General features: G+C 47.4%; 14 protein-coding genes and 1 pseudogene. 8 read left to right on the plus strand and 7 right to left on the minus strand.

All coding sequences use genetic code 11. From position 1 onward, the window contains the following. Positions 1 to 202 precede the first annotated feature (202 nt). From zwf to RIE73_RS14080, 5 genes are all read left to right on the plus strand, one after another. Positions 203 to 1732: a glucose-6-phosphate dehydrogenase gene (gene zwf / locus RIE73_RS14060; RefSeq protein WP_446401767.1), complete on the plus strand. Its 1530-nt coding sequence runs from the start codon at positions 203 to 205 to the stop codon at positions 1730 to 1732. Positions 1733 to 1971: 239 nt separating this feature from the next. Then, entirely contained in the window at positions 1972 to 3342 is a 1371-nt protein-coding gene (opcA, locus tag RIE73_RS14065; RefSeq protein WP_446401779.1) for a glucose-6-phosphate dehydrogenase assembly protein OpcA, read from the plus strand. Positions 3343 to 3356: 14 nt separating this feature from the next. Further along, positions 3357 to 3611: a hypothetical protein gene (locus RIE73_RS14070; RefSeq protein WP_446401768.1), complete on the plus strand. Its 255-nt coding sequence runs from the start codon at positions 3357 to 3359 to the stop codon at positions 3609 to 3611. Between the two features lie 276 nt (positions 3612 to 3887). Beyond that, positions 3888 to 5258: a cobyrinate a,c-diamide synthase gene (locus RIE73_RS14075; protein WP_446401769.1), complete on the plus strand. Its 1371-nt coding sequence runs from the start codon at positions 3888 to 3890 to the stop codon at positions 5256 to 5258. Positions 5259 to 5680: 422 nt separating this feature from the next. Beyond that, positions 5681 to 6313 (plus strand): hypothetical protein, encoded by a 633-nt coding sequence (locus tag RIE73_RS14080; protein ID WP_446401770.1) that lies wholly within the window; start codon positions 5681 to 5683, stop codon positions 6311 to 6313. 24 nt (positions 6314 to 6337) lie between these two features. On the opposite strand, the gene RIE73_RS14085 is transcribed toward RIE73_RS14080, so the two are convergent. Together RIE73_RS14085 and RIE73_RS14090 are read right to left on the minus strand one after the other, a co-directional pair. After that, positions 6338 to 7858, minus strand: a complete 1521-nt coding sequence (locus tag RIE73_RS14085) for a phytoene desaturase family protein (protein WP_446401771.1) — start codon at positions 7856 to 7858, stop codon at positions 6338 to 6340. 12 nt (positions 7859 to 7870) lie between these two features. Beyond that, on the minus strand, positions 7871 to 8065 hold the full coding sequence (locus RIE73_RS14090; protein ID WP_446401772.1) for a hypothetical protein: 195 nt from the start codon (positions 8063 to 8065) through the stop codon (positions 7871 to 7873). 57 nt (positions 8066 to 8122) lie between these two features. Between RIE73_RS14090 and RIE73_RS14095 the strand changes: the two genes are divergently transcribed. Continuing rightward, the gene (locus RIE73_RS14095; RefSeq protein WP_446401773.1) at positions 8123 to 8635 is read left to right on the plus strand and encodes a DUF1993 domain-containing protein; all 513 of its coding nucleotides are present in this window, start codon (positions 8123 to 8125) and stop codon (positions 8633 to 8635) included. Positions 8636 to 9235: 600 nt separating this feature from the next. Here RIE73_RS14095 and RIE73_RS14100 read toward each other — a convergent pair. The 3 genes from RIE73_RS14100 to RIE73_RS14110 form a co-directional block, all read right to left on the minus strand. Next, positions 9236 to 10459, minus strand: coding sequence for a nucleoside hydrolase (locus tag RIE73_RS14100; protein WP_446401774.1), 1224 nt, complete (start codon positions 10457 to 10459; stop codon positions 9236 to 9238). 108 nt (positions 10460 to 10567) lie between these two features. Beyond that, positions 10568 to 11218 (minus strand): bifunctional phosphoribosyl-AMP cyclohydrolase/phosphoribosyl-ATP diphosphatase HisIE, encoded by a 651-nt coding sequence (gene hisIE, locus RIE73_RS14105; protein ID WP_446401775.1) that lies wholly within the window; start codon positions 11216 to 11218, stop codon positions 10568 to 10570. Between the two features lie 227 nt (positions 11219 to 11445). Further along, positions 11446 to 12339, minus strand: a complete 894-nt coding sequence (locus RIE73_RS14110; RefSeq protein WP_446401776.1) for a Uma2 family endonuclease — start codon at positions 12337 to 12339, stop codon at positions 11446 to 11448. 214 nt (positions 12340 to 12553) lie between these two features. Here RIE73_RS14110 and RIE73_RS14115 point away from each other — a divergent pair, with 214 nt between their 5' ends. Together RIE73_RS14115 and RIE73_RS14120 are read left to right on the plus strand one after the other, a co-directional pair. After that, entirely contained in the window at positions 12554 to 12793 is a 240-nt protein-coding gene (locus RIE73_RS14115; protein WP_446370238.1) for a hypothetical protein, read from the plus strand. Continuing rightward, positions 12790 to 13035 (plus strand): annotated as a pseudogene (locus RIE73_RS14120) (HNH endonuclease); the annotation flags it as partial. The gene RIE73_RS14115 and the pseudogene RIE73_RS14120, both read left to right, overlap by 4 nt. An 80-nt stretch (positions 13036 to 13115) precedes the next feature. Here the strand turns inward: RIE73_RS14120 and RIE73_RS14125 are convergent. Then, the gene (locus RIE73_RS14125; protein ID WP_446401777.1) at positions 13116 to 13355 is read right to left on the minus strand and encodes a 2Fe-2S iron-sulfur cluster-binding protein; all 240 of its coding nucleotides are present in this window, start codon (positions 13353 to 13355) and stop codon (positions 13116 to 13118) included. A gap of 19 nt (positions 13356 to 13374) precedes the next feature. Then, the gene (gene cobQ, locus RIE73_RS14130) at positions 13375 to 14871 is read right to left on the minus strand and encodes a cobyric acid synthase CobQ (protein WP_446401778.1); all 1497 of its coding nucleotides are present in this window, start codon (positions 14869 to 14871) and stop codon (positions 13375 to 13377) included. Positions 14872 to 15055 lie beyond the last annotated feature (184 nt).

Here is a 15055-nt window from a genome sequence, read left to right on the forward strand (position 1 = left end):
ATAAACTTGGGGCGGGTTTAGCGGGTTTAGTTATAGCACTACGGCGATACGTTAGGACATTCCCCTGTTGCCTGTTGCCTGTTGCCTTTTCACCCAATTGTATTGTCCTAAACTCAATGGGTAGTGCTATACATCTAGGTGAGGTCAAAAACGATAATCGTCAAACCCGCCCCGACAAAAAATTCAACACTCAAAACTCGAAATGGTGACATTTACAGAAAATCCCCTGCGCGTTGGTTTACAACAGGAACGGAGTCCAGAACCGCTAATTTTAGTGATTTTTGGCGCATCTGGAGACCTGACCCAACGCAAGCTAGTTCCCTCCCTGTATCAACTTAAACGCCAACGACGACTTCCTTCAGAAATAACAATTGTTGGGGTAGCCCGTCGTGAATGGAGTCATGACTATTTTCGCGAACAGATGCGGGAAGGGATTGAGGAGTTTTCTGATGGAATTCACTCTGAAGAACTGTGGAATGATTTTGCTGAAGGGCTATTCTATTGTCCCGGCAATATCGATAAACCAGAAAGCTATCAGAAATTGAAAGCATTTTTGGCAGAACTGGATGGGAAACGGGGAACCCGAGGAAATCGGGTATTTTACCTCGCCGTGGCACCCAAATTTTTCCCGGAAGCCATCCGCCAACTGGGGACAGCCGGAATGCTGGATGATCCCATGAAGCATCGCCTGGTGATTGAAAAACCCTTTGGTCGAGATTTGAGTTCAGCCCAAATTCTCAACCGCGTCGTGCAGCAAGTGTGTCGTGAGGAACAGGTTTATCGCATTGATCACTACTTGGGTAAGGAAACCGTTCAGAACCTGTTAGTCTTCCGCTTTGCTAACGCGATCTTTGAACCCCTGTGGAATCGCCAGTTTGTCGATCACGTTCAGATTACCGTAGCCGAAACCGTGGGCGTTGAAGATAGAGCGGGTTACTATGAAACATCGGGTGCGCTGCGAGATATGGTGCAGAACCATTTGATGCAACTCTTTTGCTTAACGGCAATGGAACCACCCAATTCCCTAGATGCAGATAGTATCCGAACTGAAAAAGTAAAAGTAGTTCAGGCAACACATTTAGCCGATATTAATAACTTAGAATGTTCAGCGGTTCGGGGTCAGTACAAGGCAGGCTGGATGAAAGGAGAGGCAGTACCCGGATATCGAGAAGAAGAAGGCATTGATCCCAAGTCGATCACACCCACTTATGTGGCGATGAAACTCATGATCGATAACTGGCGTTGGCAAGGAGTTCCCTTCTACCTGCGAACCGGGAAGCGATTACCGAAGAAAGTCAGTGAGATTTCGATTCAGTTTCGCGATGTTCCCTTACTGATTTTCCAATCCGCCGCCCAACAAACCAGTCCCAATGTGCTGACGATGCGGATTCAACCCAATGAAGGCATTTCCCTGCGATTTGAGGCGAAAATGCCGGGTCCCCAGCTTCGTACCCGCACCGTGGATATGGATTTTAGCTATGGCTCATCCTTTGGCATGGCGACATCCGATGCCTACAATCGATTATTACTCGATTGTATGTTAGGAGATCAAACGCTATTTACCCGCGCCGATGAAGTGGAAGAAGCCTGGCGGGTGATCACCCCAGCCCTATCCGCTTGGGAAGCCCCCACTGATCCCGAAACCATTCCCCAATACGAAGCCGGAACCTGGGAACCTACGGAGGCGGAACACCTGATTAATCGGGATGGGCGACGCTGGCGTAGACCTTAGTTTTGGAGATGGGGACGTTTTGTAGAGACGTTCCGGTGGAACGTCTGGGAGATGGGGAAGATGGGGGAGATGGGGGACACCTCGACTTACTTCGGCTTCGCTCAGTAACACGCTCGGTGTGTCAGATGGGGAAGATGAGAGAACTTTCCTTGTCTGTGTAATCAGTGTCAATAAGCTCTCACCTCCCTACCCCTATCTCTCCAATAAATCCGTTGACCAACAAATAACGAAGGATAATAATTATGGTACAATCACCTCCAATCCTATCTCTACAATCGCCTAAAGACGTTTCCTTAAGTGAAATTGAGGAAGAACTGCGTCATATCTGGCAAAGCTACAGTACAGCAGATGACAACACGGATGTTCCTAATGCTGTACGGGCAACTACCTTTACGTTGGTGGTTTACGAACCCGAAGAAACTCAACTGCTTTTAAGCGCATTGGGATATTATTCGGGTCCGATTGATGGAATTATTGGACCGCGCATGTTTGCGGCGATCAAAGCTGCCCAGAAAGCTTATGGATTGCCGAGAACAGGTAAGGCAGATGACAAAACGAAGGAAAAACTGCGCGAAGAGTATAATGAACGGCATCAGCAAGAGGTGAATGGAAATGGGGAAACCAGACGGCAACCCTATTCGGCTGATGTAGAAGGTTCGGGAATTGCTGATGCGATCGCGGCGGCGAATCCTTGTCGAATTATCGCCCTGTGTCCGATTGTCGGTGAAGATGAAGGGGTAACGGCTCAAGTTTCTGCCTCTTGTCCGATGCAAAAACATAGTCAAAGTACCCTGGTTTGCTGTGAATACATTACCTTGAGTGGCACACCAGCAGCTTTAGAGCGCATCGGAGGTCTGATCTGTGAACTGATGATTAGTGATTTACCCCAATTTATCTGGTGGAAAGGAACCCCTGATCCAGATTATGGGTTGTTCAAACGACTAGCTGGAATTAGCAATAACGTAATTGTGGATTCCAGTGCCTTCCAAAAACCAGAAGAGGGGTTGGCGCGACTAGAGGAATTCATCACCCAGGACATCCCCATGGCTGACCTGAATTGGCAACGGTTAGCCTCATGGCAAGAATTGGCGGCTGAAGCATTTGATCCGCCAGAACGCCGCTCTGCGCTCAAAGAGGTTGACCAAGTTACTATCGATTATGAGCAAGGTAATCCAGCTCAAGCGCTAATGTTTCTGGGATGGTTAGCCTCTCGACTGCAATGGCGTCCGGTTTCCTATTCCAAAGAGGGCGGGGAATATGATATCCGACGGGTTAAATTTACGACTCCCGAACATCGCCCAGTCGAAGCTGAATTAGCCGGGATTCCCACGGCTGATGTGGGAGAAGTGGCGGGAGATTTGATTAGCCTGCGTTTGGGTTCAACAAATATGGATGCCGACTGCTGCACCGTGTTGTGTTCCCAAACCACGGGTTGTATGCGGATGGAGGCACATGGGGGGGCGCAAGCGTGCCGGATTCAGCAGGTTACGCCAATGTTTGACCAAAAAACGGAGCAGTTGTTAAGTCAGCAATTGCAACGTTGGAGTCGGGATGTTCTGTATGAAGAAAGTCTGGCGGTGACTGGGCAGATCATGAACGCTGGGAGTTAGGAATTCGGTGATGGGTGTGGGGTGTGGGGTGTGGGGTGTGGGGTGTGGGGTGTGGGGTGTCGGGTGTCGGGTGTCGGGTGTCGGGTGTCGGGTGTGGGGTGTCGGGTGTGGGGTGTCGGGTGTGGGGTGTCGGGTGTCGGGTGTCGGGTGTGGGGTGTCGGGTGTCGGGTGTCGGGTGTCGGGTGTCGGGTGTGGGGTGTGGGGTGTGGGGTGTGGGGTGTGGGGTGTCGGGTGTCGGGGTTGTAGAGATGTTCCGGTGGAACGTCTAGGATTAGGGAGGGGGAGAGGAGGGCGGGTTTCGTACAAACGTGATCCTCAACAACCAAGCATAAAGTCCCTAAACCCGCCCCTACCCATTCACGCGCCATGTCCGACTAGCGAAGCGAAGGAGCAAAACTTCCCCAATTTCCCCTAAGTACCTGGACATAAATTCTGTACACTGCACTAAGAAATTAAGAAGCCTCAAACCCTTACTGTTGCCTGTTGCCTGTTGCCTGTTGCCTGATCTCAACCGTTAACTTTAATGAAAGTCCACCTACTGACTTATGGCTTTAATTATTGCTGGTGAACGGAGTGGGGTAGGCAAAACAACGGTGACGCTTGCCCTACTTTCGTGTTTATCGCGACGGTATCGTCGAGTGCAATCGTTTAAAGTGGGTCCAGATTACATTGACCCGATGTTTCATCAACGGGTAACGGGACGTCCCTGTCGCAATTTAGATCCGGTGCTAACATCAGAAGCTTATGTTCAAACCTGTTTTAACCGTCATCTGGATGGGGTAGACTATGCTCTGATTGAAGGGGTGATGGGGTTGTTTGATGGTGCATCAGGACGCGATGATGTTGCCAGTACGGCGCATATTGCCCGACTGTTAAATGTTCCGGTACTGTTGGTTTTAGATTGTAGTCGCTTATCCCGTTCCGTCGCCGCGATCGCACAGGGGTATCGTTGCTTTGATCCTCGCGTTCAAGTGGCTGGGGTTGTATTGAATCGAGTGGGGAGCGATCGCCATTTGGAATTGCTCCAAGATGCCCTAGAATCCCTACAATTACCCATACTCGGTGTACTCCGGCGTCAAGATAGTCTAACCATTCCCGATCGCCATTTGGGATTAGTTCCCACCGATGAACTGACGTTTCTGGATCAGTTCATTGATCAACTGGCTGATATTGGCGAAACTTGCTTTAACTGGGAGCATTTATTGCCTTTGTTAAGGGCAGAGATTCACGATTCAACCGTCACCAATCAACCGTTAAATGTCTCTGGAACTCAACCGATTACCCGAATTGCCATCGCTCGCGATCGCGCCTTTAGTTTCTACTATCAAGATAATCTGGATTTATTGCAACAATTGGGAGCGGAATTAATTTCCTGGAGTCCCCTAGCCGATACCCGATTACCCGAAGGCGTGCAGGGACTCTATTTTGGCGGCGGCTTCCCTGAAGTATTTGCCCAGGAATTAGCGGATAATATCGAGGCGCGTCAGGCGGTATGGAACGCCATTATTCAAGGAATACCCACCTATGCCGAATGCGGCGGGTTAATGTATTTATGCCAACAGGTAACAGATTTTGAGGAAAAATCTTGGTCAATGGTCGGGATATTACCCACAAAAGCCATCATGGGTAAACGTTTAACCCTAGGATATCGTCAAGCCACCGCCTTACAAAACACTCCCTTAGTCTTAATCGGAGAAAAAGTATGGGGACATGAATTTCATCGTTCCCAGTTAACCGCAACTCCTGAGCATCCTTTGTTTAAGATACGAGGATATGAGCCGAAGGGGAAAACCAATGTTGAAGGGTGGCAGATGCATCAGCTACATGCTTCCTATATTCATCTGCTTTGGGGTGAACGAATAGAGATACCTCTTCGATTTCTGAAATGCTGTCAGCAATTCAATTCAATGATTTGAAATACATTACAAATTGTTTATTATATATTCAACAAAAAAAATCTAGAGGGTTTTCTTCAAAGAAATCGGGTAGCATCCTTTCACTGTATGGCATCACCTTGCTCAGGGAAAATGTACCCTTGCTTCCCCAGCTTCCCCAGCTTCCCCAGCTTCCCCAGCTCCCCCTCACCACAACACTTATTCAGCAGCCCATATTTATCTCATTGTAGAGATTCAGTTTTACTTGCATGAAAAGTTTTCCCGCTAGAATTCATGTCCTTTTAGCTAGAAATGCGCCTGTAGGAATTGTGTTCAGGCGTGGTCCCTCTAAACAAGTTTGCACATTGCTTTGGGACAGGCGTAAAGACGAATTTACTTTGGCTCAGTGGTTGAAAGGACGTATCTACGAACGTCGCAGTGACCTGTCCCCTGATGGAAGATACATGATTTACTTTGCTATGAATGGGCGGTGGCAATCCGAAACTGGGGGTTCGTGGACTGCTATTTCTCGCGCCCCGTGGCTCAAGGCTATTGCCTTATTCGGAAAGGGCGACTGTTGGGATGGGGGTGGCTTATTTACAAGTAACCGCACCTATTGGTTAAATGATGGCTATGGTCATCATCTGATACAAGATTCTAGTGAGATAAGTCGAGATACAACCTATCAGATCGCTGGATATTACGGTCGCGAATGCCTAAATGTTTACTATAGGCGCTTACAACGAGATGGTTGGATTTATATAGGGAGAGAAAGTCTTGAGCGGTGGAAGACGTTAGACCTGTTTGAAAAACCCTTAGCGCAAGGATGGATATTACGGAAGATTGCACATGCTGAAATAGGTTCGCCACCTGGTAAAGGCTGTTATTGGGACGAGCATGAGCTTGAAAATACCACGGCTGGAGTTACCTTAAAACACCCAGATTGGGAATGGGCAGATTGGGATAGACACCGCTTGGTTTGGTCAAGATTAGGCTGTCTTTATATAGGCTATTTAAGCGGACATAAACTTAGAGATGTGAGATTAATTAATGACTTTAATCACTTAAGCTTTGAACCTCGATGTGCCCCCTATTAATTTAATCTGAGGACGATCGCGCGATTACCCCTGATTATCCAGACATGCCAATACCTCAGCAGTTTGCGAGGGTGTCACCAAGGTATTGGCGCAAAGAATACCCGAACCCGCCACTGCTGGAACACCGATTCCTGGCATTGTACTATCCCCCACCCGATACAATCCCGGAATCGGCGTGTGACAACTGGGAAACATGGCTTTATCGGCAGCGATCGCCGGACCATAAGTACCTTGATAGCGACGTAAATAATAGGAATGAGTTAACGGCGTACCAATTAGTTCTAAGGTAATCCGTTCTCGAATATCCGGAATCACCCGTTCTAACGCCCGGAATAAGGATTGCGATCGCGCTTTTTTCTTCTCCTTATAGTTATCATCGCGCTGCCAACCCTGGTAGGGTTCTAAGGTATAGGCATGAATAACATGATGATCCGTTGGGGCGAGATTAGCATCCCATACCGAGGGAATAGAAATCATGCAAGTATTACCCGGTTCAGTAATATCCCGATTAGCATCGTGAACCACAACATGATGTCCCGTCAACCCCTCTAATCCCTCCGCCCGAATCCCTAAATGTAGGTGCATGAAACTCTCGACGGCTGGGGTGTCTAGGGACTGTTTCCGGTACGCTTTGGGTAAATCTTCTGGGCGCAATAATTGACTGTAGGTATCCCAAATTGTGGCATTAGAAATCACCACCGGGGCGTTTACCACCTCTCCCCGTTGCAATCGTACCCCAACGGCTTTCCCCCCTTGGACTAAAATTTGGTCAACATGGGCATTTAGGCGTAACTCACCCCCCCAGCGTTCTAACCCGCGCACCAACGCCTGCACAATCGCCCCACTTCCCCCGACGGGGTACTCCACACCCGCACGAGAACGTTCCCCTAACATAAAGGCTACCTCAGGCGCGATCGTTCCCTGTGCTTTTAATCCCGATAACAGAAAACATTCCACATCAATCAGCCGCCGCACCCAGGGATCACGCACGGTTTCATCCATAACTTTGCCCACGGAATTCTGGACAAGTCCTAGATGGGGCAGTAATTTTAAGAGGGAGGGTAAATAACGTCCAACTAAAACTGGAATTATTTGCCAATCTGAACGTAATGCAATTGTGGGAATCTCTCGCAACCCTGCATAGAGAGACAGCAGGCGTTTTTCAAACTCTGCCAATTCTTTCGCCCCTTGAGGTGTAATCTCCGCCACGGCTTCTCGATACCGTTGGGCGTCACTGTACACAGGTAACGTCGCTTCGGGAAAATGGTAATGTCCGAGGGGGTCATAAGGAACGGTTTGTAACGACTCGCCCAGCACATCCAAAACTTGCCGTAATGGGTTAAGACTGGGGCGTTGCTGACTCAATCCACAATAAAACGAAGGACCCGAATCAAACTCAAACCCCCGTCGGCGGAAACTATGCGCCGCACCGCCGGGAATAGCATGGCTTTCACAAACTAGCACCCGTTTGCCATAACGGGCGAGTAAAGCACCCGCCGTCAATCCACCAATTCCGCTACCAATAACAATTACATCTAGATTCATCAGTTTAGGCGATTACACAACCGTGAGGGCGTTCTCTAACACAGGATACAGGCGCTGCTGTAGTTTAGCCTCATTTCCAGGATAGGCTGGAAGCGCCTCAATTTCTCCTCTGGAATATGACTTGTAGGAACCCGGGTAAAGAATCGCCGCATATTGCACAACTTTATTCCCCGTTCTATCGTGGATGGTGTCATGATAGGTATGCATTTTGGGGTCTTCCGTATACACTTAGACTACATGAAATAAGTCTTAAGAGATCGCAAAATGCCAAGTCAAAATATAGATTCAATTAAAACTATCTTCCAAAGCCGTCTCACGACTCTCGAACACCTGCTAAAGTCAGCTCAGACTCATTTCAGTGATAGTGAGTCGTTTCTTCACAAGCGTATTGCGACTGATATGCTTCCCTTCGGTACACAGGTTGCTTTCACCTGCAATCAACCACGCAATTTTGCTTTATGGTGTAACGGCAAACCGATGGATAATCTAGATCCAGACGTCACATTTCTTGCACAAGCATACGAACATATAGCGAATACCAAGGGACTTCTTTCAGGCATTAACGTCGAAGATGAAAAGCTAAGTGAGTTGATACGCATCGATCTCGGTCAGGATCTTTACATCGAGATGTTTGGTCACGCCTATGTGAACGACTTTCTAATTCCAAACTTCTACTTCCATCTAGTTACGGCTTACGACATTCTTCGCATGGCTGGTGTATCCATTGGCAAACGGGATTACATGATGCACTTGGTTCCATTTCTCAAGAAGGCGTGAAGCCTAACTATTCAAATGCAGGGGGCTGTCGCACTATTTAATTAATCACCCTAAACTCATAAACCTATGCATAGAAAAACAGCGGCTATCCAATCCAATCAATGAGGGGAATAGTTGCCGCTTTTTGTGATAGCCTCGTTTCTAGTGCAATTCGTCAGAAATAACTGAACAGCTAATATCTCCCCCCGCTTCCCCTGCTCCCTCTGCTCCCCCTGCTTCATCGTATCTACGAAGCTGCTCAAGTATTTTTACGCCCGCTGCACTAGCTCTGCCTTCCGTGAATAGAGACGCAATCAAATTAACTCAGGACTTAAGCAGCTACACCATACATGGCGGGAAAGGTGCGTTACGCTGCGCTCTCCCCACCCTACTGGCGTGACACAGCTAAAATTGTGGAATAGATTTGACGTTTAAACCGGGCGCACGCCATGCGCCCCTACAATTCTAATCCACCAAATAAGGTGTGCCACGCCACTACACATAAAGGCTTTGCGTAAGTCCTATAACTGAAAAGGCAAAAGGGGAATGTCCTAACGTATCCCCCTAGCGCCATGCTTGGTTACTTGTAATTTTAGACGGCTGAGAAACGCTCAAGTCTAATTACTTCTTCTTGAGTGCAGAAGTCGCACCTAACGCACCAACAGCTAGCAAACCTAAAACAGAGGTGGGTTCCGGTACAGATTTTGTCTCTAGAGAAGAGAAAACTTCACTAGAATTGAATGCAATATTGTCGAAACTTGGATTTAGAGACACCAAAACATTTGGCGGTAAATCAGGAATAACGTTCGTTTGTCCCTGAGTGGCTGCGGGATCTGACATCGTATCGACTTCAATATGTAAAGGCGTTTCTGTAGAGAAATCTGGCTCACTCAGATTAATCGCCGCAACTAAATCCCAAACTGGGTTAGGATCATTTTCGCTTTGAATCACGGTGAGCGCAAAGTCTAAAAATTCTGCGGCAATTATACTTTCAGGTGTACCTGTCGCCAACCACGCCTGATAATCATCGCGATCAAACTCAATTTTATTCGTTGCATCTAGGGGCGTCAACTGAATATTCAAGCCTTGTTCTCCAGCTTCAAACACCTCCTGCGCGGCGACTGGATCAACCCAAATATTAAATTCGGCTGTCGTGTTGGTGGAAAAGGGAGGAAACGGCAAAATCGACAAATTTCCTGGTACAAATACAGCACCGCCCATGATTTCTATGACCGAGATATTATCAATGATTGTCGGGTCAAGTCGTAGCGCTTCGGCAATATTGGTGAGTGGACCCGTTGCTAAGATGGCGACAGGTTCCGGTGATTGTTGGATTGTCTCGACAATGAGTTCTGCTGCGGGTCTTTTTTCAACAGATGGCGCGGTTTCTGGTAGAGTAACAAAGGGTGACCAAAATGTATCCGATTCATCCCGAATAAATTCTGGAAAGGCATTGTTCCCGGCTAGGGGATCAGGTCTACCTACTCCAATCGGGATACCTGTTACGTCTAACCGTCCCAGCATCCGTTCTAGATTATCCACAAATATCTCAGGATGAGCAATGCCTTGGGCGATGGTAATTGCCTGAATATCAAATTTAGGATTTGCCAGCATATAGGCTAAGGCTGTCATCCCATCTTGGCTCCCATCATCATCAACAATTAGAGGAGTTGGTGTCATGGAGGCGTCGGCTTGGGGAGTATCCACGACTACGCCAATTAATAAACCAGTAGTCGTGGCTAAAACAATGGCAATTTTGGTGAAGCTGCTGTTTACTATCAGATGTTTAATACTGATTAACCGAAGTAATTTATTGATGATTGTACTGGTTGTCTCCGATACCATGCAAATTTTCGGGGATAGCTATTTTAAATGAGTCGTGAAACCCAAGAGATGTTAGTCCATTTTAATGGACTTGAGTTCTTAGCCCGGAGTTTGAACTCCGGGCGGATGCTATCGCCGTCTGTCTTGTAACTTGCGATAAACATCCCGCACATCAACCTGGTGATGTGCCAACGCGACTAAGGTGTGATAAAACAAATCAGCCGCTTCTGACGCGATCGCATCCTTATCATCATCCTTACACGCCATGACTACCTCGGCGGCTTCTTCACCAATCTTTTTAAGAATCTTATTATCCCCACCATTAAACAGCTTACAGGTATAGGATTCAGGGGTAGGATTATCCCGGCGATCGCAAATTACCTCAAACACCTGAGACAATGTATCCGCAGGCGGTGCAGCCTTTATCCCATCCACCTGATGAAAACAACTGCGTTCCCCGGTATGACAGGCAATATCCCCCACCTGTTCCACACCAATCAGCAGCGTATCACTATCACAGTCATAACGCAGCGATCGCACATGCTGCAAATGACCCGATGTTGCGCCTTTGTGCCATAATTCCTGACGCGATCGACTCCAGAACCAGGTTTCCCCGGTTTCCAAGGTTTTCTGCAATGAGTCCCGATTCATCCACGCCATCATCAATACCGTACCATCCAGATAATCCTGGACAATGGCGGGGACAAGCCCCTGATCGTTATAACAGATTTTCTCAACCGGAATCGCTTGGCTAGGAGTAGAGGATACAGTCGATGACATAGTGCAGTAACGAAAGCGAACGATAATAACTAACTTACCAGTGTTCGCCCAGAACCTGGATTGTCATGAAGCCTTTAAGCAGCAATGACACCATTGATATCCCGTAGGGTGGGCATTGCCCACCAGAATACGAGGAGCGTAACATTCATCAATGGCAAAATCATTGTAGTGCGAGCCTATTGCTCGCTACTCATACCCAATTTAAATGCACGACAGCTTATCTTGCCCTATACATTATCTGGATCAATCCCTAATTCTCGCAACCGTTGCGCCAATTGTTGGGCGCGTTCTTCAGCTAATTGTGCGCGTTGGGCTTCCTGCTGGGCGCGTTCTTGGGCTAATCGAGCAAGTTCAGCTTCCTGTTGGGCGCGTTCTTGGGCTAATCGAGCGAATTCAGCTTCCTGTTGGGCGCGTTCTTCGGCGGCGAGTGCCCGTTGTTCAGCAAATACAGCCTGTTCATTATCCGTGGGAATCAACTCGCCTGAAGGCGTCATCCATCGCAACCAGCGTCCGTTAATCTCACGAAACCGTCCTGACCATAATCCCAAGCTTAACCCTAATTCGGGTATGACTAACCGATTATCGGTTAAATTCACCCGTTGATACTTCCCCTCAACTAAATGAAAGATTTGCAGTTCATAAGTATAGCGGCTAAAAATCACATAGTACGGTACCCGCAAAATCTGTTCATAAACCTGCCATTTTGTCGGTGGACTTCCGGCTTGGGGTATCGTCCTTCCAAAATCTTCATTTTCCGTCCCTGGAGATAATAACTCCACCACCACAAAGGGACTAATTTGCTCTTGCCAAATCACATAACTTAAGCGCAAATCTCGCTGTTCATACAAGCGAGGAATCCCGACAACGCCAAACCAATCGGGACGCTTGTACCAGTGAGTATGATTCACATCATAATAAAGATTCAAATCGCAGGCAGAAAACACCTGTTCCCAATGCCAATTGGTTGGTTGAAAGGTTAAAAGGAGTAGCAGAGGTTGAAAAAAGTGAAACTCATCGGGCAATCCAGGGTCCTCCGGATTATCACTGGGTAAATCATACATAGTCGGCAAGTTTTGCCGGGGAGAATCGGGGGGATTGGCTTGGGTGGGTAGACGAATCATGATCAGAGGTATTGATTACTGTGAAATCTATTCCATCATTTTAGCGGCGTTACAGCGTTTTCTTTCCTCGATGTGATACACCGTTTTAGAAGATGCTGTATCCGAGCCGTATTGGGACTTACGCTGGCTCTACTGTTAAACCTCCATCTGTAGGGGGAAAGTTTAGGTTAAGCTAGTATCATAGTCAACAGAAAACAGAGATTCACTGATCATAATGATTGCTCAAACAATGGTGCAACCCTCATCCTGGGTTGAAACTGGCATTAAGATTCAGCGAGTACGCAATTTATATCTGTTCAAATTCACAGATGCCCTTCAAGTTCGTTTGGATGAGCTTTCTGAACGCCAAAAAGAGGTAAGTCTTAATCAAGATGAACAAGCTGAACTCAGTGGGCTTTTGGAATTAGATCGTATCTTTACCCTGTTGAATGCCCGTATTATCGCTGAATCATGACGTTGAATGATAATGTTAGGCGACAGGTACGGGAAAGGGCAAACTATTTGTGTGAATATTGCCACTCATCAGAAGAAGCCAGTGCTGCTAATTTTGCGATTGACCATATTATGCCTCGTTCATTGGGAGGGACTGATGATTTAGAAAATCTAGCGTTAGCTTGTCAGCGTTGTAATGGATATCGCTACAATTTCGTCACAGGGATTGATCCAATTACTCAAGAAGAAATTCAAATGACCAATGACCAATGACCAATGACCAATGACCAATGACTAATGACCAATGACCAATAACCAATGACCAATGACAAATGACCAATAACTTACCACAATGGATCACTATAGAGATTAATCGTAAGCTGTTCCTGACCCGGTGGTACAGCCGAGATGCAGGCACAAATCGTTTCTGTGTCGTTAATCTCCACCTCGCAAGCATGACAGGAACCCATCAGACATCCTGTAGGAATGAAGACGCCAGCACGTTGAGCCACTTGCAGTAGCGGTTCTCCCACTTCTGCATTAATCGTGACATCATCAGGTAAGAATCGAATGGTAACACTCATGAACAGGTTTGCTATTAACTTACGTCAAGTTCGGTATAATAGTGCTTAAATCCAAATAAGTTTCTACGCTATCTGCTAAAGAATTCAACACCACTTCTCGCTGCTCTCGATAGTCGGGAATACCCGTTGGCAAAGACGCAAGTCCGCGTTGATGTCGCAGTTGATTCAACCACGCCCGTCGCCAGGGACCATTATCAAATAAACCATGGAGATAGGTTCCCCAAATCGATTGGGTGATATCGACTAACCCTAAACCGGGGTCATCAAACAGGGGTTGATAGGCAGATTTATTATCCGTGGTTTCTGAGTCAATTAGCCGAGAACGCCCTTGATGGATTTCGTAACCCGAAACAGGTAAACCGACTTGAGGATAGTTAGAGGTGACGAGGCGCTGACGTGCCACTTTTCGGGCGGTAATTATGGTTTTAATCGGTAATAATCCTAATCCTTGATATTGCCCCGGTTCATCCTCAATGCCATCGGGATCAAGCAGGGTTTGACCCAGCATTTGAAACCCACCACAAATCCCTAACACTGTACCCCCAGCAGCGGCATAGTTTTTAATCTCTTCGAGCATGCCTGTTTTGTGCAACACGAGTAAGTCGCTAATCGTGGTTTTTGTCCCCGGCAAAATCAGGGCATCGGGATAGCCGAGGGATTGATTCGGTGTTAAATATTTGACACTGACCGTCGATTCAGCTTCGAGGGCGTCAAAGTCGGTAAAGTTAGAGATGCGAGGGAAACGAATTACCGCGACTGTCAATTCACTATCCCGTTTTCTCTTATTGTAGCGATCTAGTAATGCCAAGGAATCTTCGGCGGGAAAGATCTCATTAATCCAGGGAATCACCCCAACGACAGGAATTCCGGTGCGTTCTTCGAGCCAAGTAATCCCTGATTCCAAAAGCGATCGCTGTCCTCTAAATTTATTAATCACGATACCTTTAATCAAGACTCGCTCATCCGGTTCCAAGAGTTCCAGAGTCCCCACAACATGGGCAAATGCGCCACCGCGATCGATATCTACCACGAGTAACGTCGGCGCATTTAAATGTTTCGCGATTCGCATATTGGTTAAGTCACGGTGCTTTAAATTAATTTCCGCTGGACTCCCTGCCCCCTCGCACACGACAAAATCAAACTCATGACTCAAACGCTTGAGGGACTCTTGAATCGCTTGCCAACCGCGATCAAAATACTGTTCATAATAATCCGCCGCGCCGACTTTACCCGCCACTTGACCCATGAGAATGACTTGAGAGGTCATATCCCCTTGGGGTTTGAGTAAAATCGGGTTCATTTCGACACAGGGCGTCACATCAGCTGCCCAAGCTTGAACAGCTTGAGCATGTCCAATTTCGCCTCCATTGGGGGTGACATAAGCGTTGAGCGCCATATTTTGTCCCTTAAATGGAGCCACACGCCAACCGCGCCGGGAAAGAATACGGCACAAGGCGGTAGTAATAAAGGATTTTCCTGCGTGGGAGGTTGTTCCCACCACCATCAGCGATTTCATAAAGCGGGTTAAGAGTTATCGGGTAATCAGAACGAATAGAAGCAACCGATATAATTTTGCTAACTTATGCTAACAATGCACTCTAAAAGACAAGCTCTTAGAGAGGGGATATCTCCCAAAGCCCGTAGGAAAATCCCACGGGCGCCGTTAATGTCCCTGTCCATCCGAAATCCATCACCACCAA

This window comes from Coleofasciculus sp. C1-SOL-03, from assembly GCF_040220555.1.
In the GTDB taxonomy this organism is placed as follows: domain Bacteria; phylum Cyanobacteriota; class Cyanobacteriia; order Cyanobacteriales; family Coleofasciculaceae; genus Coleofasciculus.